At 72.0% G+C, this 25,196-nt stretch carries 20 protein-coding genes, 1 tRNA gene and 1 pseudogene; 16 read left to right on the top strand and 6 right to left on the bottom strand.

Annotated features, from left to right (window positions below; genetic code table 11):
• Positions 1-181: 181 nt before the first annotated feature.
• Positions 182-445, top strand: a pseudogene (locus ASC60_RS19605) (M15 family metallopeptidase); the annotation flags it as partial.
• A 9-nt stretch (positions 446-454) separates the two neighbouring features.
• On the opposite strand, the gene speB reads toward ASC60_RS19605, so the two are convergent.
• Complete coding sequence (speB, locus tag ASC60_RS19600; protein WP_055552650.1) at positions 455-1,450, bottom strand: agmatinase; 996 nt, start codon at positions 1,448-1,450, stop codon at positions 455-457.
• Positions 1,451-1,830: 380 nt separating this feature from the next.
• Between speB and ASC60_RS19595 the strand changes: the two genes are divergently transcribed.
• The 3 genes from ASC60_RS19595 to ASC60_RS19585 all read left to right on the top strand — a co-directional run bounded on the left by ASC60_RS19595 (position 1,831) and on the right by ASC60_RS19585 (position 4,884).
• Entirely contained in the window at positions 1,831-2,034 is a 204-nt protein-coding gene (locus tag ASC60_RS19595) for a cold-shock protein (protein WP_015607926.1), read from the top strand.
• Between the two features lie 104 nt (positions 2,035-2,138).
• A complete protein-coding gene (locus tag ASC60_RS19590; RefSeq protein ID WP_079038493.1) occupies positions 2,139-3,743 on the top strand; it encodes a DEAD/DEAH box helicase in 1,605 nt (534 codons plus the stop codon).
• A gap of 331 nt (positions 3,744-4,074) precedes the next feature.
• A complete protein-coding gene (locus ASC60_RS19585) occupies positions 4,075-4,884 on the top strand; it encodes a phosphatase (protein ID WP_079038492.1) in 810 nt (269 codons plus the stop codon).
• Between the two features lie 75 nt (positions 4,885-4,959).
• Here the strand turns inward: ASC60_RS19585 and ASC60_RS19580 are convergent, their stop codons facing one another.
• The 3 genes from ASC60_RS19580 to ASC60_RS19570 form a co-directional block, all read right to left on the bottom strand.
• The gene (locus tag ASC60_RS19580) at positions 4,960-5,853 is read right to left on the bottom strand and encodes an acyl-CoA thioesterase II (RefSeq protein ID WP_055552647.1); all 894 of its coding nucleotides are present in this window, start codon (positions 5,851-5,853) and stop codon (positions 4,960-4,962) included.
• A 65-nt stretch (positions 5,854-5,918) separates the two neighbouring features.
• The gene (locus ASC60_RS19575) at positions 5,919-7,076 is read right to left on the bottom strand and encodes an acyl-CoA dehydrogenase family protein (protein ID WP_055552645.1); all 1,158 of its coding nucleotides are present in this window, start codon (positions 7,074-7,076) and stop codon (positions 5,919-5,921) included.
• 114 nt (positions 7,077-7,190) lie between these two features.
• The gene (locus ASC60_RS19570; protein WP_055552643.1) at positions 7,191-7,808 is read right to left on the bottom strand and encodes a TetR/AcrR family transcriptional regulator; all 618 of its coding nucleotides are present in this window, start codon (positions 7,806-7,808) and stop codon (positions 7,191-7,193) included.
• A gap of 94 nt (positions 7,809-7,902) precedes the next feature.
• Here ASC60_RS19570 and ASC60_RS19565 point away from each other — a divergent pair, with 94 nt between their 5' ends.
• From ASC60_RS19565 to ASC60_RS19545, 5 genes are all read left to right on the top strand, one after another.
• Positions 7,903-9,555, top strand: a complete 1,653-nt coding sequence (locus ASC60_RS19565; protein ID WP_055553100.1) for a carboxyl transferase domain-containing protein — start codon at positions 7,903-7,905, stop codon at positions 9,553-9,555.
• 31 nt (positions 9,556-9,586) lie between these two features.
• Positions 9,587-11,668 (top strand): biotin carboxylase N-terminal domain-containing protein, encoded by a 2,082-nt coding sequence (locus tag ASC60_RS19560; RefSeq protein WP_055552641.1) that lies wholly within the window; start codon positions 9,587-9,589, stop codon positions 11,666-11,668.
• Positions 11,668-12,600, top strand: coding sequence for a hydroxymethylglutaryl-CoA lyase (locus ASC60_RS19555; RefSeq protein ID WP_055552639.1), 933 nt, complete (start codon positions 11,668-11,670; stop codon positions 12,598-12,600). The genes ASC60_RS19560 and ASC60_RS19555 overlap by 1 nt, the downstream gene beginning before the upstream one ends.
• A gap of 3 nt (positions 12,601-12,603) precedes the next feature.
• Positions 12,604-13,770 carry an acyl-CoA dehydrogenase family protein gene (locus ASC60_RS19550; RefSeq protein ID WP_199830997.1) on the top strand — a complete coding sequence of 389 codons (1,167 nt, stop codon included), beginning with the start codon at positions 12,604-12,606 and terminating at the stop codon, positions 13,768-13,770.
• A gap of 87 nt (positions 13,771-13,857) precedes the next feature.
• Positions 13,858-14,862, top strand: coding sequence for an RICIN domain-containing protein (locus ASC60_RS19545; RefSeq protein ID WP_159043293.1), 1,005 nt, complete (start codon positions 13,858-13,860; stop codon positions 14,860-14,862).
• Between the two features lie 18 nt (positions 14,863-14,880).
• Here the strand turns inward: ASC60_RS19545 and ASC60_RS19540 are convergent, their stop codons facing one another.
• Complete coding sequence (locus tag ASC60_RS19540) at positions 14,881-16,536, bottom strand: beta-N-acetylhexosaminidase (RefSeq protein ID WP_055552636.1); 1,656 nt, start codon at positions 16,534-16,536, stop codon at positions 14,881-14,883.
• Between the two features lie 246 nt (positions 16,537-16,782).
• On the opposite strand from ASC60_RS19540, the gene ASC60_RS19535 reads away from it, so the two are divergent.
• On the top strand, positions 16,783-17,058 hold the full coding sequence (locus ASC60_RS19535) for a hypothetical protein (protein WP_055552634.1): 276 nt from the start codon (positions 16,783-16,785) through the stop codon (positions 17,056-17,058).
• 75 nt (positions 17,059-17,133) lie between these two features.
• On the top strand, positions 17,134-18,978 hold the full coding sequence (gene glmS / locus ASC60_RS19530) for a glutamine--fructose-6-phosphate transaminase (isomerizing) (RefSeq protein WP_055552632.1): 1,845 nt from the start codon (positions 17,134-17,136) through the stop codon (positions 18,976-18,978).
• Between the two features lie 413 nt (positions 18,979-19,391).
• Here glmS and ASC60_RS19525 read toward each other — a convergent pair whose 3' ends face one another.
• A complete protein-coding gene (locus ASC60_RS19525) occupies positions 19,392-19,913 on the bottom strand; it encodes a universal stress protein (RefSeq protein WP_055552630.1) in 522 nt (173 codons plus the stop codon).
• 564 nt (positions 19,914-20,477) lie between these two features.
• Between ASC60_RS19525 and ASC60_RS19520 the strand changes: the two genes are divergently transcribed.
• The 5 genes from ASC60_RS19520 to ASC60_RS19500 all read left to right on the top strand — a co-directional run bounded on the left by ASC60_RS19520 (position 20,478) and on the right by ASC60_RS19500 (position 25,115).
• The gene (locus tag ASC60_RS19520) at positions 20,478-20,807 is read left to right on the top strand and encodes a hypothetical protein (RefSeq protein ID WP_234357033.1); all 330 of its coding nucleotides are present in this window, start codon (positions 20,478-20,480) and stop codon (positions 20,805-20,807) included.
• A gap of 485 nt (positions 20,808-21,292) precedes the next feature.
• Entirely contained in the window at positions 21,293-22,600 is a 1,308-nt protein-coding gene (locus tag ASC60_RS19515) for a helix-turn-helix domain-containing protein (protein WP_055552628.1), read from the top strand.
• Positions 22,601-22,605: 5 nt separating this feature from the next.
• A complete protein-coding gene (gene orn / locus ASC60_RS19510; protein ID WP_055552626.1) occupies positions 22,606-23,214 on the top strand; it encodes an oligoribonuclease in 609 nt (202 codons plus the stop codon).
• 93 nt (positions 23,215-23,307) lie between these two features.
• Positions 23,308-23,380, top strand: a tRNA-His gene (locus tag ASC60_RS19505).
• Between the two features lie 526 nt (positions 23,381-23,906).
• The gene (locus ASC60_RS19500) at positions 23,907-25,115 is read left to right on the top strand and encodes a helix-turn-helix domain-containing protein (RefSeq protein ID WP_063787171.1); all 1,209 of its coding nucleotides are present in this window, start codon (positions 23,907-23,909) and stop codon (positions 25,113-25,115) included.
• Positions 25,116-25,196 lie beyond the last annotated feature (81 nt).

Genomic DNA, 25,196 nt, shown 5'->3' with positions numbered 1-25,196 from the left:
ACAACAGGTCAATGGACGGCGCGGTGCCTTCACTGCCTGAACACACGTTCACGGGTGGGAACGGGGCGGTCGCGCGGTCGGGCGCACCAGGCCCGGCTGAGGCGGGCGGGTTGATTCCATCCCGCCCGGACGGCCCTCGCGTACGTCCCGGCTCTCGCGCACCACCCGCCCGCCCGTGCGCGCGGACGGGCACGAGCTGGACATGGGCACCCCCTGGGACGCGACCCCGGAGGAGAGCGCCCGAGCCTGCTACACGGAGGCGGCGAACATCCCCGCCGGGGCCCGCGCCCACCGGGACGCCCTGGGCACGGCGCTGACCTCCGCCGGGCTGGTCAACTACCCGACCGAGTGGTGGCACTGGTCCTACGGCGACCGCTACTGGGCCCTCCACACCGGCGCCCCGGCGGCGCTGTACGGCCCTCGGGAGCTCGCGGGAAGGCGCTGATGGGCGCGCTCAGGCGGTGCGGGAGGCGGCGATCTGCCGGGCCATGATCGTCGTCAGTTCGTACGCGGTGTGGGAGGCCGCCACCGCGGTGATCTCCGCGTGGTCGTACGCCGGGGCGACCTCGACCAGATCGGCGGAGACCAGGTGGCAGCCGGCCAGGCCGCGCAGGATCTCCAGCAGCTCGCGGGAGGTGAGGCCGCCCGCCTCGGGGGTGCCGGTGCCGGGGGCGTGGGCCGGGTCCAGGACGTCGATGTCGATGGAGATGTACAGGGGACGGTCGCCGATGCGCTGCCGCAGCTGGTCGGTGACCTCGTCCACACCGCGCCGCATGACATCGGCGGAGGTGACGATGCCGAAGCCCATCTTCGCGTCGTCGTCCAGGTCCTGCTTCCCGTACAGCGGGCCCCGGGTGCCGACGTGCGAGAGGGCTGCGGTGTCGAGGATGCCCTCCTCGACGGCGCGCCGGAAGGGCGTGCCGTGGGTGTACTCGGCGCCGAAGTAGGTGTCCCAGGTGTCCAGGTGGGCGTCGAAGTGCAGCAGGGCGACCGGGCCGTGCTTGCGGGCGACGGACCGCAGCAGCGGGAGGGCGATCGTGTGGTCGCCGCCGAGGGTCATGAGGCGGGCGCCGCTGTCGAGGAGGTCGTCGGCGGCGGCCTGGACGGTCTCCACCGCCTCGTTGATGTCGAACGGGTTCGCGGCGATGTCCCCGGCGTCGGCGACCTGGGCGAGGGCGAAGGGCGCCGCGTCCTGCGCCGGGTTGTACGGGCGCAGCAGCCGGGACGCCTCGCGGATGGCGTTGCCGCCGAAGCGGGCGCCGGGGCGGTAGGAGACGCCGGTGTCGAAGGGCACGCCGACCACGGCGACGTCCGCGGTGCCGCCGACCTCGTCGACGCGCGGCAGCCGGGCGAAGGTGGCGGGGCCCGCGTAGCGCGGGATGCGGGATGAATCGACTGGGCCTACGGGGCCGACGGGGGTTCCGGTGGGCTCACGGTCTGCTGCGGTCATGCATGCGAGCGTAGGCAGAGCGGCCGTTCCCCCACATGGACGATTCCCAGTACGTGGCCCGGGCGATTTGGACACCGTGTCCATTGGCCCGCCGGCCCGCCGGTGTCGTGCCTGGTGGCGCCGGGCGTGTCTCGTCCGTTACCGCGTCCGGCGACGTGGCCCTCCCTGCGTGATCGGCGTCTCTCCCCATCCGGGCCCCTCGCGTGTTAAGCTCGTGGCAGTTGCAGTTTTGGTACCCATGAACGTTATGTGCGCCTGACGAGATGTAGCGTCAGGCGCATTTTTGTTTTCACCGGTCATGTCCGGATGGGGTCAATGCGGCGACGCGGAATCCGTCAAATCGCGGATTCCGGTTCGGCCCCCATTGAAGGAGAAATGACATGGCTACTGGCACCGTGAAGTGGTTCAACTCGGAAAAGGGCTTCGGTTTCATCGAGCAGGACGGCGGCGGCGCCGACGTCTTCGCCCACTACTCGAACATCGCCACCCAGGGCTTCCGTGAGCTGCAGGAAGGCCAGAAGGTGTCGTTCGACGTCACGCAGGGCCAGAAGGGCCCGCAGGCCGAGAACATCGTTCCCGCCTGACGCAGCGCATACCGCGAGCCGGGGCCCGCACCTGATGAGGTGCGGGCCCCGGCTCGTGCCCGCTTTCCGCGGGCCGATCCCCGCCCGTTACAGGAAGGCGCCGCATGAGCCGTTACGCCCGCTCGCCCCGCAAGCCCCGGTCCCACTCCCGGCCACCCGTTCGTACCAGCCGTCCCTCCGACGGCGGCAACGAGTTCGCCCTGCCGCGCGGCACCACCCCGGTGCTGCCCGCCGTCGCCACGTTCGCCGAGCTGGACCTTCCGGACGGTCTCGCCGCGGAGCTGACGCACCAGGGTGTCACCGTGCCGTTCCCGATCCAGGCGGCCACCCTCCCCAGCGCCCTCACGGGCCGTGACGTCCTCGGGCGCGCGCAGACCGGCTCCGGCAAGACCCTGGCCTTCGGCCTCGCGCTGCTGGCCCGTACCGCCGGGCAGCGCGCCGAATCCCGCCGTCCGCTCGGCCTGGTCCTGGTGCCCACGCGGGAGCTGGCCCAGCAGGTCTCCGACGCGCTCACGCCCTACGCCCGCCGGCTGCGGCTGCGCCCGGCCACCGTGGTGGGCGGCATGTCGATCAACCGTCAGGCCGACGCCCTACGGGGCGGCGCCGAGGTGGTCATCGCGACCCCGGGCCGCCTCCACGACCTGATCGACCGCGGCGACTGCCGACTGGACCAGGTGCGCATCACGGTCCTCGACGAGGCCGACCAGATGGCCGACATGGGGTTCCTCCCCCAGGTGACCCGGCTGCTGCGCCAGGTGCCCGCCGACGGCCAGCGCATGCTGTTCTCCGCGACGCTGGACAACAACATCAGCCGGCTGGTGAAAGAGTTCCTCACCGACCCGGCGCTGCACTCGGTCGACCCCTCGGCGGGCGCGGTCACCACGATGGAGCACCATGTGCTGCACATCGCGGACACCGACAAGCGCTCGGTAGCCACCCGGGTCGCCGCCCGCGACGGCCGCGTCATCATGTTCCTGGACACCAAGCACGCCGTCGACCGGCTGACCCGCCATCTGCTGGCCAACGGCGTACGGGCGGCGGCGCTGCACGGCGGCAAGTCCCAGCCGCAGCGCACCAAGACCCTGGATCGCTTCAAGACCGGCGACGTCACCGCGCTCGTGGCCACGAACGTCGCGGCCCGCGGCATCCACGTCGACGACCTCGACCTGGTCCTCAACGTGGATCCGCCCGCGGACCACAAGGACTATCTGCACCGTGGCGGGCGCACCGCCCGCGCGGGCGGCTCCGGCAGCGTCGTCACCCTCGTCCTGCCGGACCAGCGCCGTGCGATGACCCGGCTGATGGCCGACGCGGGCATCACCCCGAACACGGCCCGGGTGCACTCGACCGACGACGAGCTGACCCGTATCACCGGTGCGCAGGAGCCCTCGGGCGTTCCGGTGACGATCAGCGCCCCCGCACCCCAGCAGGCCCCCGGCCCCCGGCAGGCGCGCCGCGGTGGCGGCGGCGGTGGCTCGGGCCGCGGCTCCCGGGGCGGCTCGGGGCGCGGCACCGGCGGCGGGGCGCAGCGCGGCACCGGCGGCGGAGCGGGGCGCGGCACCGGCGGCGGGTCCGGCGGCGGAGCGCAGCGCGGGACCGGCGGCGGAGCGGGCGGCGGAGCGCAGCGCGGGACCGGGCGCGGGGCCGGCGGTGGATCAGGGCGGGGTTCCGGCGGCGGGATGGCCCGCAGCCGCCGTTCCGGACGCTAGTGCCGCGTCAGCCAAGGTTCACCCCGCTCGCCGCCCTGGCACGGCCATCTGCGGCGTTGCCGAATCGACCGAGTAGGCCCACTACGAGGCCGATCCGGCGCCTTGCATCTGACCGCACCAGGACGCCTCGCTACCGGGCAAACCTTGACTGACGCGGCACTAGGCGGTCCGGGACCGTTGTGGCCGGGGCGCGTCCGGATCTCCCCGGGGCGCCCCGGGTTCGCCATGACCGCGTCACGCCCCCGTGCCGCTCCCGCACCACCCCCGCCGCCGGCCGCGGCACGTCCACACAGCGGGCAATGCCCCCCATTCCCCGGGCACAGGGGCGACAATGGGCCACATGCCGATACCCAGTACCGTGCCCAGCCGTACCGAGCTGATCGACCATCTCGTCCGTACGCGCATCGCGGGTGACGTCGCCACTCCCCGCGAGAACAACCTCTCCCACTACCGCAAGCTCGCGAACGGTGACCGCCACTACTGGCTGGGGCTGGAGCTGGAAGACCGCTGGGTGGACGAGCAGGACGTGCTGGCCGTCATGGCGGAGCGGTGCGGGGTGATCGACGATCCGGAGCACCGCACCGGGCAGGACACCATCGACCCGGAGCTGACGGTCGGCGCGCTGGACCGGATGGCGTCGGTGCTGCGGAAGGCGGCCGAGGCGCGGCAGCGGGTGCTGTTCGCCACGGGGCACCCGGGCGGGCTGCTGGAGGTGCACAGCGCGACGGCGTCGGCGCTGCACGCGGCGGGGTGCGAGATCGTCGAGATCCCCGGCGGGCTGCACGCGGACGAGGGGTACGTCTTCCAGTTCTGCGACGTGGCCATGCTGGAGCGCGGCGCCACCCTGTGGCACACCCACTCCCCCGCCCCCATGGCGGCGATCCTGGACGGGCTGGCCCGGGAGGGGCGGCCGCTGCCGGACCTGGTGGTCGCCGACCACGGCTGGGCCGGGTGCGCGGGGCAGCGCGGCATCGACGCCGTGGGGTACGCGGACTGCAACGACCCGGCGCTGTTCCTCGGCGAGGCGGAGGGCACGCTCCAGGCGGTGGTCCCGCTGGACGACCACGTCACCAATCCGAGGTTCTACGCGCCGATGACGGCCTATCTGCTGGACGCGGCGGGGCTGACGGCCCAGTTCTGACGCGCGTCGCCCGGGACGCGCGTCGAAGCGGCCGCACGCCCCGGTGGACGGGCGTCATCTCGCCCCTCCCGAAGGTTACTTCTTCGGGCGCGGGACCCGCATGACCCCTTCCTGGATCACCGAGACGGCCAGCCGTCCGTCGGCGGTGAAGATGCGGCCCTTGGCCAGGCCGCGGCCGCCGGACGCGGACGGGCTCTCCTGGTCGTACAGCAGCCAGTCGTCCACCCGGAACGGCCGGTGGAACCACATGGCGTGGTCGAGGCTGGCGCCGACGATGTCCCCGACCGCCCAGCCGCCCCGGCCGTGGGCGAGGAGCACCGAGTCCAGCAGCGTCATGTCGGACACGTAGGTGGCCAGGCAGACGTGCAGCAGCGGATCGTCGGCGGCGCCGTCCAGTTTGCCGTCGGTCCGGAACCACACCTGCGACTTCGGCTCGCGGGGCTGCCCGACGCTGCCGTACGGCGGGGCATCCACGTACCGCAGGTCGACGGCGGCCCGTGCCTGCAGCATCCGCTCGACCACCCCCGGCCCGGCGAACAGGTGCTCGTACCGGGGCAGCAGCTCCTCGGCGGTGGGCAGCGAGAGCGGATCCGGCACCTCCGGCATCGGCTCCTGGTGCTCCAGCCCCTCCTCGTGCAGCTGGAAGGAGGCGGACAGGTGGAAGATCGGCTGCCCGTGCTGGACGGCGACCACGCGGCGCGTGGTGAAGGAGAAGCCGTCGCGGATCCGGTCGACCGTGTAGACGATCGGCGCCCCGGGGTCGCCGGGCCGCAGGAAGTAGGCGTGCAGCGAGTGCGGCGGACGGTCCTCGGGGACCGTGCGGCCCGCGGCGACCAGGGCCTGGGCGGCCACCTGGCCGCCGAAGACCCGCGGCACGAGGGGTGCGGCATCGCTGGTGCCGCGGAACATGTCCTCTTCGATCCGCTCCAGGTCGAGCAGATCGAGGAGGCTCTGTAGTGCGTCATTCATGGTTCAAGCAGTCTTGCAGACCCGTGTTGCGGCGCGGTTGCCGGTACGCGTGCGCATGGCGACCGTCACAGCCCCATCGACTTGGCGACGATGGACCGCATGACCTCGCTGGTCCCGCCGTAGATGCGGGTGACGCGGGTGTCCGCGTACAGCCGGGCGATGGGGTACTCCATCATGTAGCCGTAGCCGCCGTGCAGCTGCAGGCACTTGTCGATGACGACGGCCGCTCGCTCGGTGGTGAACAGCTTCGCCGAGGCGGCGTCGGCGGCGGTCAGCTCACCGGCGTCGTGCGCGTCCAGGGCCCGGTCGACGACCGCCTGCATCGCGTCCACCTCGGCCTTGCAGTCGGCCAGCGTGAACTTGGTGTTCTGGAAGGACGCCACGCTCTTGCCGAAGACCTCGCGGTCCCGGACGTAGGCCTTGGCGAACTCGACCGCCGCGGCGGACTGCGCGTACGCGCTGACGGCGATGCCCAGGCGCTCCTGCGGCAGGTTGTGCGCGAGGTAGCCGAACGCCTTGCCCTCCTCACCCAGCAGGTCCTCCACCGGCACCTTGACGTCCGTGAAGGACAGCTCGGCGGTGTCGGAGGTCTTCAGCCCCAGCTTCTCCAGCTTGCGGCCGACCGCGTACCCCTCGCTCTTGGTGTCCACCACCAGGATCGATATGCCCCCGCGGCGGTCCTCGGGGGTGGCGGGGGCGGTGCGGGCGCAGACCAGCACGCGGTCGGCGAGCACGCCGCCGGTGATGAAGGTCTTGGCGCCGTTGAGCACGTAGTGCGTGCCGTCCTCGGACAGCTTGGCGGTGGTCTTCATGCCCGCCAGGTCGGAGCCGGTGCCCGGCTCGGTCATGGCGATGGCGGTCATCATGTCGCCCGAGACGAAGGCGGGCAGCCAGCGCCGCTTCTGCTCCTCGTCGGCGTACTTGAGGATGTACGGGAGGCACAGCGCGGTGTGGACGCCGCTGCCGCCGAAGCTCACCCCGGCGCGGGCGCACTCCTCGGTGATGATCGCGTTGAACTTGAAGCTGGTCTCGCCCGCGCCGCCGTACTCCTCGGGGACCTCGATGCCGAAGATGCCCAGCTCGCCGAGCTTCTTGTAGAAGTCGCGCGGAGCCTGACCGGCCTCCCGCCACTCCTCGTAGTACGGCACGACCTCGGCGGCGATGAAGTCGCGGATGGTCTCCCGGAACGCCTCGTGATCCTCGTTGAACACCGTGCGACGCATCTCTGCGGCCTCCCTCTGGCTAAGCGCTTGCTCAGCCGAAGTTACCGCCCAGTCACCGAGCCTGTCCAGCCTTTGAAGGCCCGGTTCGCCCCCGGGCGCCCGAGCCCCTTCGGCTCACTCGCGGAGGCCGTCCGCATCATGGGCCGCGCCGAACGCGCCGAGGGCCAGGCGGTGCAGCAGGGCGGCGGTCGCCGCGCGGCCGGGAAGGGCGCCGGGGCGGCCCAGGTGCGGGGTGGAGTTGAGCAGCCCGAACACGGCGTGGACACAGGCCCGGGCATCCGCCTCGGCGAGCCCGGGATAGACCTCCCGCACGACCTCGACCCACAGCTCCACGTACTGCCGCTGGAGCGAGCGCACCAGCTTGCGGTCGGTGTCCCGGAGCCGGTCCAGCTCGCGGTCGTGGAGGATGATCAGCGGGCGGTCGTCCAGGGCGAAGTCGATATGGCCCTCGATGAGCGAGTCCAGCACGGCCGCCGGGGCGTCCCCGGCCTCCGCCGCCTCCGCGGCGCGCCGCTTGCCGCCGGTCAGCAGCCGGCCGCTGATGCCGACCAGCAGCTCCGCCAGCATCGCCTCCTTTCCGGCGAAGTGACGGTAGAGACCGGGGCCGCTGATGCCGACCGCCGCGCCTATCTCGTCGACGCCGACGCCGTGGAAGCCGCGCTCGGCGAAGAGCCGGGCGGCCTCCTTGAGGATCTGTTCGCGGCGGGTCTGTGCAGGGGCTTGCGTGCTCATGGAAGCAATTCTAGACAGCGGGGTTAGTGGTCGTTAACCTGGTGGGTATCGAGTTAACGACCACTAACCGCAGGACAAGAGGGGGCCCGTGGCGATGGAGCAGGCACCGGTGCTGCGAAGCGGCGCCGACCCGGGGTCGGACGCCTGGAAGGCCAATGAGGCCGCCCACCGCGAGCTGGCCGCGCGGCTGCGCGAGAAGCTCGCCGCGGCCCGGCTGGGCGGCGGCGAGAAGGCGCGGGCCCGGCACACCGCGCGCGGGAAGCTGCTGCCGCGCGACCGGGTGGACACCCTGCTGGACCCGGGCTCGCCGTTCCTGGAGCTGGCGCCGCTCGCCGCCGACGGGCTGTACGAGGGCCAGGCCCCGGCGGCGGGGGTGATCGCCGGGATCGGGCGGGTCGCGGGCCGCGAGGTGGTCGTCATCGCCAATGACGCCACCGTCAAGGGCGGCACGTATTACCCGATGACGGTGAAGAAGCATCTGCGCGCCCAGGAGGTCGCGCTGGAGAACCGGCTGCCGTGCGTCTATCTGGTCGACTCCGGCGGCGCCTTCCTCCCCCTGCAGGACGAGGTCTTCCCGGACCGCGACCACTTCGGCCGGATCTTCTACAACCAGGCCCGGATGTCCGGTGCCGGGATCCCGCAGGTCGCGGCGGTGCTCGGGTCCTGCACGGCGGGCGGGGCCTATGTCCCGGCGATGAGCGACGAGGCCGTCATCGTGCGCGGGCAGGGCACGATCTTCCTGGGCGGGCCGCCGCTGGTGAAGGCGGCCACCGGCGAGGTCGTCACCGCGGAGGAGCTGGGCGGCGGCGAGGTCCACTCCCGCGTCTCGGGCGTCACCGACCACCTCGCGGAGGACGACGCCCACGCCCTGCGCATCGTCCGTACGATCGTCTCCACCCTGCCGCCGTCCCCCGCCCAGCAGGGCGCCCCGCCCTGGCCGCTCACGCCCTCCGAGGAGCCCGCGGTCGACCCCGCGGGGATGTACGGGGCGGTCCCGGTCGACTCCCGCACGCCGTACGACGTGCGCGAGGTGATCGCGCGGGTGGTGGACGGCTCGCGGTTCGCCGAGTTCAAGGCCGAGTTCGGGACGACGCTGGTCACCGGGTTCGCCCGGATCATGGGCCATCCGGTGGGCATCGTCGCCAACAACGGCATCCTGTTCTCCGAATCGGCCCAGAAGGGCGCCCACTTCATCGAGCTGTGCGATCAGCGCGGCATCCCGCTGGTCTTCCTGCAGAACATCTCGGGCTTCATGGTCGGCCGCAGCTATGAGGCGGGCGGCATCGCCAAGCACGGCGCCAAGATGGTCACCGCCGTCGCCTGCACCCGCGTGCCCAAGCTGACGGTCGTCATCGGCGGCTCCTACGGCGCGGGCAACTACTCGATGTGCGGCCGCGCCTATTCGCCGCGCTTCCTGTGGATGTGGCCGGGCGCCAAGATCTCGGTGATGGGCGGCGAGCAGGCCGCCTCCGTCCTCGCGACCGTCAAGCGCGACCAGTTGGAGGCGCGTGGCGAGGAGTGGAGCGCGGAGGACGAGGAGGCGTTCCGGGCGCCGGTCCGCGAGCAGTACGAGGCCCAGGGCAGCGCCTACTACGCCACGGCCCGGCTATGGGACGACGGGGTGATCGACCCGCTGGAGACCCGTACGGTGCTCGGCCTCGCCCTCACCGCGTGCGCGAGCGCACCGCTGCCCGACCGCACGGCCAAGGAACCCGCGGCGCCCGGCTACGGCGTCTTCCGGATGTGAGGGGATGCACCCGATGAGCGCGGCGCATGCGATGTTCGACACGGTCCTGGTGGCCAACCGCGGGGAGATCGCGGTGCGGGTCATCCGCACCCTGCGGCGGCTCGGCGTCCGCTCGGTCGCCGTGTTCAGCGATGCCGACGCGGACGCCCGGCACGTCCGGGAGGCGGACACGGCCGTGCGGATCGGCCCGGCGGCCGCGGCGGAGAGCTATCTGTCGATCGAGCGGCTGCTGGAGGCGGCGGACCGCACCGGCGCCCGGGCCGTCCACCCCGGCTATGGCTTCCTCGCGGAAAACGCGGCGTTCGCCCGCGCCTGCGCCGACGCCGGGCTCGTCTTCATCGGCCCGCCGGCCGGGGCCATCGAGCTGATGGGCGACAAGATCCGCGCCAAGGAGACCGTGCGGGCCGCCGGGGTGCCCGTGGTGCCGGGCTCGTCCGGCAGCGGGTTGACGGACGCCCAGCTCATCGGCGCCGCCCGGGAGATCGGCACGCCCGTGCTGCTCAAGCCGTCCGCGGGCGGCGGCGGCAAGGGCATGCGGCTGGTGCGCGACAAGGCGCTGCTCGCCGACGAGATCGCGGCCGCCCGGCGCGAGGCGCGCGGCGCGTTCGGCGATGACACGCTGCTCGTCGAGCGCTGGATCGACCGGCCGCGCCACATCGAGATCCAGGTGCTGGCCGACGGCCACGGCCGGGTGATCCACCTCGGCGAGCGCGAATGCTCGCTCCAGCGCCGCCATCAGAAGATCATCGAGGAGGCGCCCAGCCCGCTGCTGGACGAGGCCACCCGGGCGCTGATGGGTGAGGCCGCGGTCCAGGCGGCCCGCTCGTGCGGCTATGTGGGCGCGGGCACGGTGGAGTTCATCGTGCCGGGCACCGACCCGTCCGCGCACTTCTTCATGGAGATGAACACCCGCCTCCAGGTCGAGCACCCCGTCACCGAGCTGATCACCGGGCTGGACCTGGTGGAGTGGCAGCTGCGGGTCGCCGCGGGCGAAGCGCTGCCGTGCGGACAGGACGAGGTCTCCTTCCGCGGCCATGCGGTGGAGGCCCGGATCTGCGCCGAGACCGCCCGCGCGGCGGGCGACGGCCGGGTGGACTTCCTGCCGTCGGCCGGACCGGTGCTCGCCCTGGACGAGCCCACGGGCGAGGGGGTGCGCGTCGACTCCGGGCTGAGCACCGGCACCGAGGTCGGCACCGTGTACGACCCGATGCTCGCCAAGGTCGTCGCCCACGGCCCGGACCGCCCCACGGCGCTGCGCCGGCTGCGCGCCGCCCTCGGTTCCCTGACCGTCCTCGGCGTCGACACCAACACCGGCTTCCTCCGCCGCCTGGCCGCCCACCCGGAGGTCGCCTCGGGCGAGCTGGACACCGGCCTGGTCGACCGCGCGGCGGCCTCGCTCCTCCCGGGCGCCGTCCCCGACGAGGTCCATGTGGCGGCGGCGCTGCTGCGCCAGGCGGCGCTGGAGCCGCCCGGCGCGCGAGGCGGCGAAGCCGGCGGGCGCGTCTGGGTCGATCCGTTCTCCGTGCCCACCGGGTGGCGGATCGGCGGCGAGTCCGCCGATACGGTCCACCGGCTGCGGGTCCCCGGCCACGACCCGGTGACGGTCCGGGTGCGCGGCCGGGCCCACGAGGCGCGGGTGCGGATCGAGCGCGCGGACGGCACCGGCAGCCCCGCTCCCGACGCGGCGGCGCGGCTCGTGGCGCTGGAGGACGGCTCGGTGCTGCTGGACCTCGACGGGGTCACCCACCGCTTCCGGTATGTCGCCCACGGCGCGAGCCACTGGCTGGGGCGGGGCGGGGATGCCTGGCGCGTGGTGGGGCATGACCCCATCGAGGAGGCGCTGCGCGGCGGCGCCGCGGCGGCGCACGCCGGGGAGCTGACGGCTCCCATGCCCGGCACCGTCACCGTCGTGAAGGCGGCCGTCGGGGACGAGGTCACCGCGGGCCAGGGCCTGCTGGTGGTCGAGGCGATGAAGATGGAGCACCTCATCTCCGCCCCGCACGACGGAACGGTGACCGAGCTGGAGGTGACCCCCGGCAGCACGGTCGCCATGGACCAGCTGCTGGCGGTCGTCACCCCGCGCGAGACCCGCGAGACCGAGGAGCGTGTGTGATGTCCCTCCCCATGACCGTCCCGGCCCCGGGGCTGCCCGCCCGGGTGCGTATCCATGAGGTGGGGCCGCGGGACGGGCTGCAGAACGAGAAGGCGCTCGTACCGGTCGCCGTGAAGGCCGAGTTCATCCGGCGGCTGGCCGGCGCGGGGCTGACCACCATCGAGGCCACCAGCTTCGTCCGCCCGGAGTGGGTGCCCCAGCTGGCCGACGCCGAGCAGCTGATGCCGCTGATCGACGATGTGCGGGCCCGGCTCCCGGTGCTGGTGCCCAATCAGCGCGGGCTCGACCGCGCGCTCGCCCTCGGCGCGCGCGAGATCGCCGTCTTCGCCAGCGCGACCGAGTCGTTCGCCAGGGCCAACCTCAACCGGACGGTGGACGACGCGCTCGCCATGTTCGAGCCGGTCGTCACCGCGGCGCGCGAGGCGGGCGTGTCCGTGCGCGGCTATCTGTCGATGTGCTTCGGCGACCCCTGGGAGGGCCCGGTCCCGATCTCGCAGACCGTCTCGGTCAGCCGCCGCCTGATCGACATGGGGTGCGACGAGGTGAGCCTCGGCGACACCATCGGCGTGGCCACCCCCGGCCATGTGCTGGAGCTGCTGGCCACGCTGAACGAGGCGGGGATCGCCACCGACCGGCTCGCCGTCCACTTCCACGACACCTACGGCCAGGCCCTCGCCAACACCCTGGCCGCGCTCCAGCACGGCGTGACCACCGTCGACGCCTCCGCGGGCGGCCTGGGCGGCTGCCCGTACGCGAAGAGCGCCACCGGCAACCTCGCCACCGAGGACCTGGTCTGGATGCTCGACGGCCTCGGCGTCGAGACCGGGGTCGACATCCGCCGTCTCACCGCCACCAGCGTGTGGATGGCCCGGCACCTGGGCCGACCCAGCCCGTCCCGCACCGTCCGCGCCCTCTCCCAGAAGGAGATGTGAGTCATGGCGATCGACCACCGTCTCTCCCCCGAGCACGAGGAACTGCGCCGCACCGTGGAGGAATTCGCGCACGATGTGGTCGCCCCGAAGATCGGGGAGTACTGGGAGCACCATGAGTTCCCGTACGAGATCATCCGCGAGATGGGCCGGATGGGGCTGTTCGGTCTGCCCTTCCCGGAGGAGTACGGCGGGATGGGCGGCGACTACCTCGCGCTGTGCCTGGCCCTGGAGGAGCTGGCCCGGGTGGACTCCTCCGTCGCGATCACCCTGGAGGCCGGGGTCTCGCTCGGCGCGATGCCGATCTTCCTCTACGGGACGCAGGAGCAGAAGCGCCAGTGGCTGCCCGGGCTGTGCTCCGGGGAGGCCCTGGGTGCCTTCGGCCTGACCGAGCCGGGCGGCGGCTCCGACGCGGGCGCCACCCGCACCACGGCCCGGCTGGACGAGACCACCGACGAGTGGGTGATCAACGGCACCAAGTGCTTCATCACCAACTCGGGTACGGACATCACCGCCCTGATCACCGTCACCGCCGTCACCGACCGCACCGAGGACGGCCGCCCCAGGATCTCCTCCATCATCGTGCCGTCCGGCACCCCCGGCCTCACCGTCGCCGCCCCCTACTCCAAGGTCGGCTGGAACGCCTCGGACACCCGCGAGCTGTCCTTCGCCGACTGCCGCGTCCCGGCCGCCAACCTCCTGGGCGATCGGGGCCGCGGCTACGCCCAGTTCCTCCGCATCCTCGACGAGGGCCGCATCGCCATCTCCGCCCTGGCCACCGGGCTCGCCCAGGGCTGTGTGGACGAGTCGGTGTCGTACGCCAGGACCCGGGAGGCCTTCGGCCGCCCGATCGGCGCCAACCAGGCCATCCAGTTCAAGATCGCCGACATGGAGACCCGCGCCCATATGGCCCGCGTCGCCTGGCGCGACGCGGCCTCCCGCCTGGTGCGCGGCGAGCCGTTCAAGAAGGAGGCGTCGATCGCGAAGCTGTACTCCTCCGAGGTCGCGGTCACCAATGCCCGCGAGGCGACACAGATCCACGGCGGCTACGGCTTCATGAACGAATATCCGGTGGCCCGGATGTGGCGGGACTCCAAGATCCTGGAAATCGGGGAGGGGACGAGCGAGGTGCAGCGGATGCTGATCGCGCGGGAGCTGGGCTTCGCGAGCTGATCCCCCCGGCCGGGTGGTTGACGGGGCAACCAGCGTGGCGTGAAAGGGCGTTGTGACCCGAGCGGCGCACCGTCACCATGTCGGAGCATGGGGAGCCAGGGGGAGTGCGAGCCGGGGGCGGTGCGCAGTGCCGGGGAGTTCATGGCCTTGCTGCGGGCCCTCAAAGAACGGTCGGGGCTGACCTACCGGCAGCTGGAAAGCCGGGCGGCCGAGCGCGGGGAGGTGCTGGCGCGCAGCACGCTCGCCGATGCGCTGCGGCAGGACGCGTTGCCACGGGCCGAAACGCTGGTGGCGTTCCTGCGCGCCTGCGGCGAGGAGCCGCGTATCGGGGAATGGCTGGAGGCGCGGGAGAGAATCGCGACACAGCAGCCGCCGCAGAGCGCCCCGGCGCAGCAGCCGGAGGCGCCGCCCCGGCCGGAGGCGGCAGAGCGGCAGGTCGCGTCCGGCGCGGCCGACCGGCCGCGCCGGAGCATCCCGAAAGGGCGGCTGATCGAGGTGGCGCTGGCGGTGCTGGTCGTCGGCGCGGCCTCGCTCGTTGTGGCGATGACGGCCGACGACGACGAGCCGAAGACGCGGGACACCACCGCGTCGTCCGCGGAGCCCGCTTCGGCCGCTCCCGCGCCGGGCACCTATCGCATCCGTTCGGTCATCTCCTCGCTGTGCCTGTCCGAGCTGGAGAGCCAGGGCGGCGGCAATGTCTTCCAGACCGACTGCCGGAGCGCCATTCCGACGTACGCCCTTGAGGGGGCGCAGGACTCCGTCTACCGGATCCGGTCCCTCCACCCCGCCCTCGGCTACGGATGTCTCGGCGTGGGGAAGGCGAGCTCCGAGGGAGGCGCGCAGATGATGGACGACTACTGCGGGCACCGGGGCGCCGCCGAGCGGTTCCGCATCCAGCGGGTCACGAAGCCGGTGCGCGGCTACCGGATCAAGCCGGTGCATACGGGCCAGTGCGTGTCGCTGCCCGGTGGTTCGACCCGCAAGGGGGACCCCGTGGTCCAGCTGCCCTGCACCGCCGGCGACACGGGCCAGATCTTCCGCTTCGATCCGGTCCGGGCGCCGACGGCGATTCCCTCCATCACCAGCAACTGAGCACCGGGGCCCGGCGGCTCAATCCGTGGCGGGCCAGGGGATCTGCGGGGAGCGGTGGTAGTCGATGTCCAGGGCGTCCCAGCGGGGCGCCTGCGCGGCGAGCCGCACCCGGTAGTCGTCCCAGTCGTGCGTGGACCGGGGCGACCAGCCCAGTTCGGCGATGCCGGGGAGGCGGGGGAAGGCCATGTACGCGATGTGGGCGCTGGTGGAGAGGGTCTCCGACCACATCGGGGCCTCCACACCGAGCACCGAGGACGGCGGGGCACCGGCGATGTAGCTGCCCGGGTCCCAGTCGTAGGACTGCTTCGCCTCGACGTATCCGGCCCAGCTGAGCCCCAGCGGGGTGCTCGGGTCGTACTTCATGTCGAGGTAGGCGCGGTTGGCCGGTGAGAGGACGAGCCGGGTGCCGTTCCTGGCGGCGTCGGCGACCTCCTTCTCGCTGCCGTTCGTCCCCCAGTACTGGGCGATCGCCCCCTTGGCGGGGCGGGCGCCGGTCAGCTGGTGCCAGCCGACCACGGTCTTGCCGTACGTGGCGACGATGGGCTGGACCCGGTCCATGAAGGCCACGTAGTCGGCGTGGCTGGTGGAGTGCGCCTCGTCGCCGCCGATGTGGAGGTAGCGGCCGGGGGTGAGGGCGGCGAGTTCGCGGATGACGTCGTCGACGAAGTCGTACGTCACCTCCTTGGGCACGCACAGCGAGCTGAAGCCGACCTCGGTGCCGGTGTAGAGCGGCGGGGCGGCGCCGTCGCAGTTGAGGTCGGCGTAGGAGGCGAGGGCCGCGTTGGTGTGGCCGGGCATGTCGATCTCGGGGACGACGGTGAGGTGGCGGGAGGCCGCGTACCGCACGATCTCCCGGTAGTCGGCCTTGGTGTAGTAGCCGCCGGTCCCGCCGCCGACCTGGGTGGAGCCGCCGTACGTCGCCAGCCGGGGCCAGGAGTCGACGGCGATCCGCCAGCCCTGGTCGTCGGAGAGGTGCAGATGCAGTTTGTTGATCTTGTAGAGGGCGAGCTGGTCGACGTACGTCTTGACCTGGTCGACGGTGAAGAAGTGCCGCGAGACGTCGAGCATCGCGCCCCGCCAGGCGTAGCGCGGCACATCGGTGATGGTGCCGCCGGAGATCCGCCAGGGGCCGGGCTGCCGGGTGGCGCGTTCGACGGACGCGGGCAGCAGCTGCCGCAGCGTCTGGATGCCGTGGAAGAGCCCGGCGGAGGTGCGGGCGCTGATGGTGACGGCGCGCCGGGTCACCTCCAGCCGGTAGCCCTCCGCGCCGAGCCCCTTCGCGGCGCGCTGTCGTACGGGCACGATCCGCAGCCGGATGCCGTCCACGCCCCCGCGCGCGGTGACCGGCAGCCGGTAGCCGGTGGAGGGGCGCAGCAGGCCCGCCAGATAGTCGCCCGCCGCGCGCGCCGCGCGGGAGCCGGGCGCCACCCGGATCAAGGTGGCCGGGCGCAGCGTGTACGGGCTCTTGCCGGGCCGTACGGAGGCGGGCGCGGGCACGACCCGGTCCAGCGGCACCGGCGCGCCGGCGGCGTCCGGGCCGGAGACCGAGGCGGCCGCGGAGGGCGGCGGGGCCGTGGCGGCGGTTCCCGCTCCCGCCGCCGCGGTCAGCAGGAGGGAGCACAGCAGTCGAGCACGGCGTCGTCTCACAGGGGTCCCTTCAACGAAGCGTCGCATCGTGGGTACCGCGACATCTTGCGTACCGCGCCGCCCAGTTGGGGTCAAGGTGTAGACCAATGTGTCGCGAGATCCGGCACGGTTGCGCGAACTCGGCGGTCTTCATCGGAGCGGGGCCTCACCGAGGAGAGTTCACCACCGCCGGACAAGCCGCACTCCGTCGGTTTTCCCGCCATCGAGACCGGAGTCTGCCCGATATCGGGCAGAAATCTTGCGAAACACCCCGAGGAACCGCAGTATCAACGGATGCTCGATCGCCGGATGTCCCACGATGACCTCATCGACCACCTGGTCCGCAGCACGCCGCTCAGCCGCGGCGAGGCGGCCCGGGTGGTGCTGGACGTCCTGGCGTACTTCGACGAGACGACCGAGGAGTTCGTCCGGCGGCGCCACCGCGAGCTGCAGTCCGGCGGACTGACCAACGCGGACATCTTCGAGCGGATCACGGCCGAGCTGCCGTACCGCGCGGTGGCACCGCCCGAACTCTCGCTGCGCCAGCTGCGCCGCATCGTCTACGGCTGACGCCGCCACCTACGGCCGACGCCGCCGAAGTCGGCGACCATTCATGATCGATTCAATCGGGAGGGCCTGAACACCATGTGCGGGATCGTCGGATACATCGGAAAACGCGACGTGGCACCGCTGCTGCTGGAGGGGCTGCAGCGGCTGGAGTACCGCGGTTACGACTCCGCCGGCATCGCGGTCCAGGCCAAGCCGGGCAAGGGTGCACAGAACGGGCAGTCCGCCACCGGGCTGAAGACCGCCAAGGCCAAGGGCCGGGTCCGCGATCTGGAGGCCAGGCTGCCCAAGCGCTTCGCGGGCACCTCCGGCATCGCGCACACCCGCTGGGCGACCCACGGCGCGCCCAACGACATCAACGCCCATCCGCACCTCGACGGGGACGGCAAGGTCGCGATCGTCCACAACGGCATCATCGACAACGCCGCCGACCTGCGCGCCAAGCTCGCCGCCGACGGCGTGGAGCTGGTCTCCGACACCGACTCCGAGGTCCTCGCCCACCTCATCGGCCGCTCGCAGGCGGCCACCCTGGAGGAGAAGGTCCGCCACGCGCTCGCCCTGGTCGAGGGCACGTACGGCATCGCCGTGCTGCACGCGGACTTCCCGGACCGCATCGTCGTCGCCCGCAACGGCTCCCCCGTCGTGCTGGGCATCGGCGAGAAGGAGATGTTCGTCGCCTCGGACGTCGCCGCCCTGGTCAGCCACACCCGCCAGGTGATCACCCTGGACGACGGCGAGATGGCCACCATCAAGGCCGACGACTACCGCACCTACACCACCGAGGGCAGCCGCACCGCCCCCGCGCCGACGACGGTGGAGTGGGAGGCCGAGTCGTACGACATGGGCGGCCATGACACGTACATGCACAAGGAGATCCACGAGCAGGTCGACGCCGTGGACCGGGTGCTGCGCGGCCGGATCGACGACCGCTTCTCCACCGTCCGGCTGGGCGGGCTGAACCTGGACGCGCGCGAGGCCCGCGGCGTCCGCCGGGTGAAGATCCTCGGCTGCGGTTCGGCGTACCACACGGGCCTGATCGGTGCGCAGCTGATCGAGGAGCTGGCCCGCATCCCCGCGGACGCCGAGCCCGCGAGCGAGTTCCGCTACCGCAACCCGGTCGTGGACCCGGACACCCTCTACATCGCGGTCAGCCAGTCCGGCGAGACGTACGACACGCTGGCCGCCGTCCAGGAGCTGAAGCGCAAGGGCGCGCGGGTGCTGGGCGTCGTCAACGTCGTGGGCAGCGCGATCGCTCGCGAGACGGACGGCGGGGTGTACGTCCACGCGGGTCCGGAGGTGTGCGTCGTCTCCACCAAGTGCTTCACCAACACCGCCGTCGCCTTCGCCCTGCTCGCCCTCCACCTCGGCCGGATCCGCGATCTGTCGGTCGCCGACGGCAAGCGGATCATCGCGGGGCTGCGCAAGCTGCCCGAGCAGATCTCCGAGGTGCTGCGCGGCGAGGAAGAGATCAAGAAGCTCGCCGCGGAATACGCGAATGCAAAGAGCATGATGTTCGTCGGACGGGTGCGCGGCTACCCGGTGGCGCGCGAGGCGTCCCTGAAGCTGAAGGAGGTCTCCTACGTCCACGCCGAGGCGTACCCGGCCTCGGAGCTGAAGCACGGACCGCTCGCGCTCATCGAGCCCGAGGTGCCCACCGTCGCGGTCCTCCCGGACGACGACCTGCTGGAGAAGAACCGCGCGACGCTGGAGGAGATCAAGGCCCGCAGCGGCCGAATCCTCGCCGTCGCGCACCAGGAGCAGGAGAAGGCGGACCACACGATCGTGGTACCGCGCAACGAGGTCGAGCTGGACCCGATCCTGATGGGCATCCCGCTGCAACTGCTGGCGTACCACACGGCGCTGGCGCTCGGCCGGGACATCGACAAGCCGCGCAACCTGGCGAAGTCGGTGACCGTGGAGTGACCTCCGGCTGACCCCCGGCCGCCCCCGGGTTCGGCGGTCCCCCGCGTGTGCCACCACGCACGCGGGGGCCGCCCCTGGGCCGGCGTCGCCCTTACGCCGGCGCTGGCCACCGCGCGGGAACCGTCACTTCCCGCCCGGCGCCACGCCGAACGGTTTATGCCCCGCCCACGTGCCCAATTCACCCCTACGCATGGGTAGTTTCCACGGGTGTCAAGACGGTCTTGGGACCATCTCGGCTGCGGGGAAAGGGAGTTGAGGCTGTCCAATTTTGAACGTCCGGCCGCGGCGGTGCCCGCCCGGAGGTTTCGGCGCGGGACCGCTGGAGAAAAGCTCGGGGCCCAAAACCGGGCCCGGGCTCGGGGGGATGCTCAGCGGATGGTTCGAGGGATGGACCGGGGATGCCGAGGGGATGCTCAGGGGATGACGATCACGGGCCGCTGCGCACGCCGCGCGAGCCGTCCCGCGACCGAGCCGAAGATCCGTCCCACCAGCCCGTGCGTGGAGCCGACCACGATCGCGTCGGCCGCGTACTCCCGGCCGACCTCCTCCAGCTCATGGCAGATGTCGCCGCCCCGCTCGACGAGGATCCACGGCACCTCGGTGAGGTGATCGGCGCAGGCCAGCTCAAGGCCCAGCACCTCGGTGCGGTGATCGGGAACGTCGACGAAGACGGGGGGCTCACAGCCCGCCCAGACGGTCGTCGGCAGCCGATTGGCCACATGGACGATGATCAGACCCGAGCCGGAGCGCCGGGCCATGCCGATGGCGTAGGCGAGGGCGCGCTCGCTCGATGTGGAACCGTCGAATCCGACCACGACGCCGTGCTGGAAGGCGGGGTCGCAGGAATGACGTGTTTCTTCCGCCGCTTGGGGGTGCGCCAGGTGATCGGCGACCCGTTTGCGGTCCGCGGGTTCGGGGATTTCGTGACCGGCCATCGGTGTCTCGGCGAAGGGTGTCCTCGTGCGGAGGGATACGGCGGGGGCTCAGGTTGAAGTTGGCGGGGGACTAGAGCTCCGCTAGAGCTCGAGACGAGTATCGAACGAAGAAAATCCGTCCGGGATTCATCTTTCCAAGCCCTTACCCTCCAGGGTACGGCGCCATTCCTCGCCTGCCCAGAGGTTGCCCCGGCAGCGGAGCGGCCGAAGCGTTCCCCGGAGCATGCCGGAGGGCGGCCCGTAACGCAATGCCCCAAGTGGTCCCGACTCGGGCCGCCCCGACCCTTCGCATACGCCGCGCGGACGCCCGGCAGTGACCTGTCGGCAGGCCGGACGTTGTAGTAGCCGCGGAGCGATCAACTCCGTACGGTACGGGCCCGGACGGCCCGTACCGGCCGCCGTCACGACCTCCCCGCGGCCCTCCCGGACACCGGGATCGACCTGCGTTCGAGCCCCGCTCCACCACTCTTCCACCGTCCGCCGACCCGCCCTCCGCTCACCCGTCAACCGTCCATCCACCCGCCCGGCCACCCGTTCGTCCACCACGCGAGAGGAGCCGCCACCGTGCCAGGCATCCGTGAGCACGACGCCCCCGGCAGCGCCCCCGGGCACTCCCCCGGCCGGGGTCCCGGCCGCGACCCGGTGAACGAGGTCGTCCGCTGGTCCGCCTTCGGCTGCGCCGTGGTCCCCGCCGTCCTCCTGCTCTGCGGATCACCCCTGAGCGGCGCGGCGGGCGCCGCCCTGGGCCTCGGCGCCGTGACCGCCGCCAGCCACTCCTTTCTGCGCTACTACGAACGCGCGGCCGCCCGGCTGGGCGCCGGTGCGGCGAGCCCCCACCGGGGGCGGCACGGGCGCACCGGGATCGGGACGCACCGGGGCGGCCGGCGGAGCTGACGCCGGGGCCGGGGCGGCGCGCCCCGGCGGAGCCGGACGGTTCCGTAAGCGCGCCACGTCGCACTCCGTACGGACAACCGCGACGTGGCATGAGCCGGTCGTACGCCGGTCGAAGGACCCGTCCGCACATCTGCGCCCGCTGGTTTTCAGCCAACTTCGCGACACAGTTCTTCCCTTGGCAAACGCCATGCTCAACCCCCTTCCGGCCAGCGTGGAAAGGGGTACGAGCCACCCGTACCCCCTACGGGAAGTGGGCGCTAGCAGGAGGCCCACTTCACAGCGAGGGCTACGAGTGCAACGCTTCGTGATCGAATGCTTCGCGCCAAGTTGTCATGTCGACATAGTGGCGGGTGGTGAACTGGTCACGGCGACCACACGCGACACAGTAGATTCGATCTTGGCCATGACCGGCGGGGGAACCGTTCAGGACCGAGGGGAAACGTGCAGGACCGAGAGGACGCGACCACCGAGGGGGGCTTAGAGCCATGAGCCAGGACTCCACGACCGTACCGGAGACCTCGCGCAAGCTCTCCGGACGCCGGCGACGAGAAATCGTCGCGGTGCTGCTGTTCAGCGGCGGACCGATCTTCGAAAGCTCCATCCCGCTCTCCGTCTTCGGTATCGACCGGCAGGACGCCGGTGTCCCTCGGTACCGATTGCTGGTGTGCGCGGGCGAAGATGTGCCACTGCGAACGACTGGCGGACTGGAACTGACCGCACCATACGGCCTGGAGGCACTGTCCCGGGCCGGAACCGTCGTCGTACCGGCCTGGCGGTCGATCACCCAGCCGCCACCGGCCGCCGCGCTCGACGCGCTACGGCGCGCGCACGAGGAGGGCGCGCGCATCGTGGGCCTGTGCACCGGGGCCTTCGTACTGGCCGCCGCGGGGCTGCTCGACGGCCGCCCGGCGACCACGCACTGGATGTACGCGCCGACGCTCGCCAAGCGCTACCCATCCGTCCACGTGGATCCGCGTGAGCTGTTCGTGGACGACGGCGACGTACTGACCTCGGCGGGCACCGCCGCCGGGATCGACCTGTGCCTGCACATCGTGCGCACCGACCACGGCGCGGACGCCGCGGGGGCCCTGGCCCGCCGGCTCGTCGTGCCACCGCGCCGCAGCGGAGGGCAGGAGCGCTACCTGGACAGGTCGTTACCAGAGGAGATCGGCGCGGATCCGCTCGCCGAGGTCGTGGCGTGGGCGCTCGAGCACCTGCACGAGCAGTTCGACGTCGAGGCCCTGGCCGCCCGCGCCTATATGAGCCGGCGCACCTTCGACCGCCGGTTCCGGTCGCTCACTGGGAGCGCTCCACTCCAGTGGCTGATCACCCAGCGGGTGCTGCAGGCCCAGCGACTCCTGGAGACCTCCGACTACTCGGTCGACGAGGTCGCCGGGCGCTGCGGCTTCCGGTCCCCGGTCGCGCTGCGCGGGCACTTCCGGCGGCAGCTGGGGTCCTCCCCGGCCGCCTACCGGGCCGCGTACCGGGCCCGCAGGCCCCAGGGCGGCGCCCCGGACCGGCTGGAGCGGGCCGAACGGCTCGGCGGCGGCGACCGCACCGAGGTGCTCGAACAGCGCGCCGGGGACCACACCATGCCGCTGCGCCGACCCGGAGGTCCCGTCACCCATACGAGCCACCACCATCACCCTCCGCACTCGCCGCATCCACCGGGCGGTACGGAAGCGGGCAAGCCGGAATCCGATGCGTACGCCCCTCGCCTGCCCGAGCAGGCCACGGGCCGCGCCCCGGGCCGTCCGACCCTGCCCGGCCAGCGGGAACGCCCCGTAGGGTGAGACGCATGAACGATCGCATGGTGTGGATCGACTGCGAGATGACCGGGCTCTCGCTGATCGACGACGCGCTCATCGAGGTGGCCGCACTGGTCACGGACTCCGAGCTGAACATCCTGGGCGACGGCGTGGACATCGTTGTCCGGCCGCCCGCCGAGGCGCTGACCACCATGCCCGAGGTGGTGCGGGAGATGCACACGGCTTCCGGGCTGCTCGCGGAGCTGGACGGCGGGACCACGCTGGCGGATGCCGAGGCGCAGGTCCTGGCGTACATCCGCGAGCACGTCCCGGACGCCGGCAAGGCCCCGCTGTGCGGAAACTCGGTCTCCACCGACCGCGGTTTCCTCCTGCGGGACATGCCGACGCTTGAGGCGTACCTCCACTACCGGATCGTCGACGTCTCCTCGATCAAGGAGCTGGCCCGCCGCTGGTATCCGCGGGCCTACTTCAACAGCCCGAAGAAGAACGGCAATCACCGCGCGCTCGCCGACATCCACGAGTCGATCGCCGAACTGCGCTACTACCGGGAGGCCGTCTTCGTCCCCCGGCCCGGACCGGACTCGGACACGGCGAAGTCCATCGCGGCCCGCCACGTCCTGCCCGCCCGGCAGCCGTAGCGACTCGCTCCCGGCACGCGTGAAAGCCGGGAGCGAGCACCCCCGCCGAGCCTGTATACTTTTTCTCGGCCGGTGCGGAAAGCACCGGTCATGGTGGGTATAGCTCAGCTGGTAGAGCACCTGGTTGTGGTCCAGGATGTCGCGGGTTCAAGTCCCGTTACTCACCCTGAACGATCAAGGCCCTGACCTGCGAAAGCGGGTCAGGGCCTTGGTGCGTCCGAAATACGTCGATCGGCTGGTGGGCATCGACGATCGGACCCGCGATGACTACCACCGCGAGATCCGGATCCACCGCTCCGCGTGGTCCGGCCGGCCCGCCTGGACCATCAGGATCGCCTGGGCCGACGGGCGCGCACAGCTCGGACGGGCGCGTACGGGAAGAACGGTGCCGACGGCCACGACGGGCAGACGTGCCCGGATGGGTACAACCTCCAGGCACCGAGCTGGGACCCGGATGCGCTGGTATGCCGGAAGGATGGCGCGCCTCAGCCGGAGCCGACGCCCACCGCACTGGCCCCGGACCGGCGGCGCCTCTGATACGTGATGCCCCTCGTCTGGCCTGCGGGCCGGGCGAGGGGCTCTTCGCCGTGTCAAGGAAGCGCGACGGCCCCCACCGAAATGGGGGCCGTTCACGTACCGGCGGAGCCGACCGCGGGTACCGTTCCGAGTGTCGACGTCGGAACGGAGTCATCATGTCAGATGGCACTGAGGCACGCCCGGGAACCGTTGGAGCGCGGCTGAAAGAGCAGCGTCTCATCCGAGGATTCACGCTGCGAGAACTCGGCCAACGGGCGCACGCGTCCCCCTCGATGCTGTGCCAGATCGAGAAGGGCGAACGGTCACCCAGCGAGCAACTGCTCGGATCGGTAGCGCGCGCCCTGAGCGTCAGCGTCGCTGTGTTGCGCGGGCAGCCGTACATCAAGCAGCTTCAGCAGGACCAGCTCGACGCGGTGATCGCACCGTTGGGCAGCACGCTCAGCCTGTGGGATGCGCCGTCCGAGCTGGGCGACCCGCCGCCCCGGGCTCTGCCCGCGCTGGAGAGGGACGTCATGGCGGCGCGTCAGCGACGGCTGGACGCTGAGTTCCTGCCGCTGGCCACCACGCTGCCGCCACTCATCCGAGAACTGGCGCATGCCGCCGAGATCTTCGCGGTCCCGGCGGACCTCGCGCGCCTCCGATGGTTACAGGCCGAGGCAGCCCACACCGCCGAGGTGGTCGCCTACCGGCTCGGGTACATGGACCTCTCGCGGCTGGCTCTGACCCGCATGGAGCACGCCGCGCTGCGCGGCGCAGATCCCCGCTGGGTCGCGGTGGAACGGGTGCTGCGCGGACAGCTGGCGCTGGACGGCGGACTCGCGGACGCGGGCATGCGCCTGGCCGAGTTGGCGGTCCGTGACTTCCCCGAGGGACGGGAGCGGCCTACCCGCGCGGTGCTGGGCACGCTGCATTTGAAGGCGGCCATCTTGGCGTCCGGGCGCGGGGACGGCGACGAGTCGAACGCCCGCCTGGAGGAAGCCAAGGGGATAGCAGACGAGCTGGGCGAGACCGACAGCTTCGGTCTGGGCTTCGGCCCGTTCTACGTGGGGCTGGTCGGGGTGTCGTCGGCCGCTGACCGCAATGAGCACGACTTGGCGATGGAGCGGGCCCGCGCGGTCGAGGTACCCGAGTCCTATCCCACGGTGGCGCATGTGGCCCGGTACTGGGCGAACCGCGCTCGGGCGGCGGTATGGACGGCGGATCACGACGATGCGATGAAGTCGCTGCAGAATGCTCGGGAGGTGGCACCTCAACAGGAGCGGTACGACCCGTATGTGCATGAGACGGTGGCGACGATGCTTCGAGCGCAGTCGCGCCTGTCGGAGGAGCTGCGCGAGTACGCGCGCTGGTGCGGGGTGGGGTGACACTGGGCCCGCGCTTGTTCACAAACTGTGAACGCGCGGGCCTTCCCCGGTCGACACGATGTGACGGTCAGCACACCGCCC

This window comes from Streptomyces sp. NBRC 110028, assembly GCF_001417735.1.
Taxonomy (GTDB): domain Bacteria; phylum Actinomycetota; class Actinomycetes; order Streptomycetales; family Streptomycetaceae; genus Streptomyces.
The sequence above is the reverse complement of the archived record's forward strand: the minus strand, read 5'-3'. Positions and strand labels throughout refer to the sequence as shown.

Coding starts and splice junctions, on each gene's coding strand:
- speB (WP_055552650.1), bottom strand. CDS start 1,450: ATGACCGCAGCAGACCGTGAGCCCACCGGAACCCCCGTCGGCCCCGTA.
- ASC60_RS19595 (WP_015607926.1), top strand. CDS start 1,831: ATGGCTACTGGCACCGTGAAGTGGTTCAACTCGGAAAAGGGCTTCGGT.
- ASC60_RS19590 (WP_079038493.1), top strand. CDS start 2,139: ATGAGCCGTTACGCCCGCTCGCCCCGCAAGCCCCGGTCCCACTCCCGG.
- ASC60_RS19585 (WP_079038492.1), top strand. CDS start 4,075: ATGGGCCACATGCCGATACCCAGTACCGTGCCCAGCCGTACCGAGCTG.
- ASC60_RS19580 (WP_055552647.1), bottom strand. CDS start 5,853: ATGAATGACGCACTACAGAGCCTCCTCGATCTGCTCGACCTGGAGCGG.
- ASC60_RS19575 (WP_055552645.1), bottom strand. CDS start 7,076: ATGCGTCGCACGGTGTTCAACGAGGATCACGAGGCGTTCCGGGAGACC.
- ASC60_RS19570 (WP_055552643.1), bottom strand. CDS start 7,808: ATGAGCACGCAAGCCCCTGCACAGACCCGCCGCGAACAGATCCTCAAG.
- ASC60_RS19565 (WP_055553100.1), top strand. CDS start 7,903: ATGGAGCAGGCACCGGTGCTGCGAAGCGGCGCCGACCCGGGGTCGGAC.
- ASC60_RS19560 (WP_055552641.1), top strand. CDS start 9,587: ATGTTCGACACGGTCCTGGTGGCCAACCGCGGGGAGATCGCGGTGCGG.
- ASC60_RS19555 (WP_055552639.1), top strand. CDS start 11,668: ATGTCCCTCCCCATGACCGTCCCGGCCCCGGGGCTGCCCGCCCGGGTG.
- ASC60_RS19550 (WP_199830997.1), top strand. CDS start 12,604: ATGGCGATCGACCACCGTCTCTCCCCCGAGCACGAGGAACTGCGCCGC.
- ASC60_RS19545 (WP_159043293.1), top strand. CDS start 13,858: ATGGGGAGCCAGGGGGAGTGCGAGCCGGGGGCGGTGCGCAGTGCCGGG.
- ASC60_RS19540 (WP_055552636.1), bottom strand. CDS start 16,536: ATGCGACGCTTCGTTGAAGGGACCCCTGTGAGACGACGCCGTGCTCGA.
- ASC60_RS19535 (WP_055552634.1), top strand. CDS start 16,783: ATGCTCGATCGCCGGATGTCCCACGATGACCTCATCGACCACCTGGTC.
- glmS (WP_055552632.1), top strand. CDS start 17,134: ATGTGCGGGATCGTCGGATACATCGGAAAACGCGACGTGGCACCGCTG.
- ASC60_RS19525 (WP_055552630.1), bottom strand. CDS start 19,913: ATGGCCGGTCACGAAATCCCCGAACCCGCGGACCGCAAACGGGTCGCC.
- ASC60_RS19515 (WP_055552628.1), top strand. CDS start 21,293: ATGAGCCAGGACTCCACGACCGTACCGGAGACCTCGCGCAAGCTCTCC.
- orn (WP_055552626.1), top strand. CDS start 22,606: ATGAACGATCGCATGGTGTGGATCGACTGCGAGATGACCGGGCTCTCG.
- ASC60_RS19500 (WP_063787171.1), top strand. CDS start 23,907: ATGTCAGATGGCACTGAGGCACGCCCGGGAACCGTTGGAGCGCGGCTG.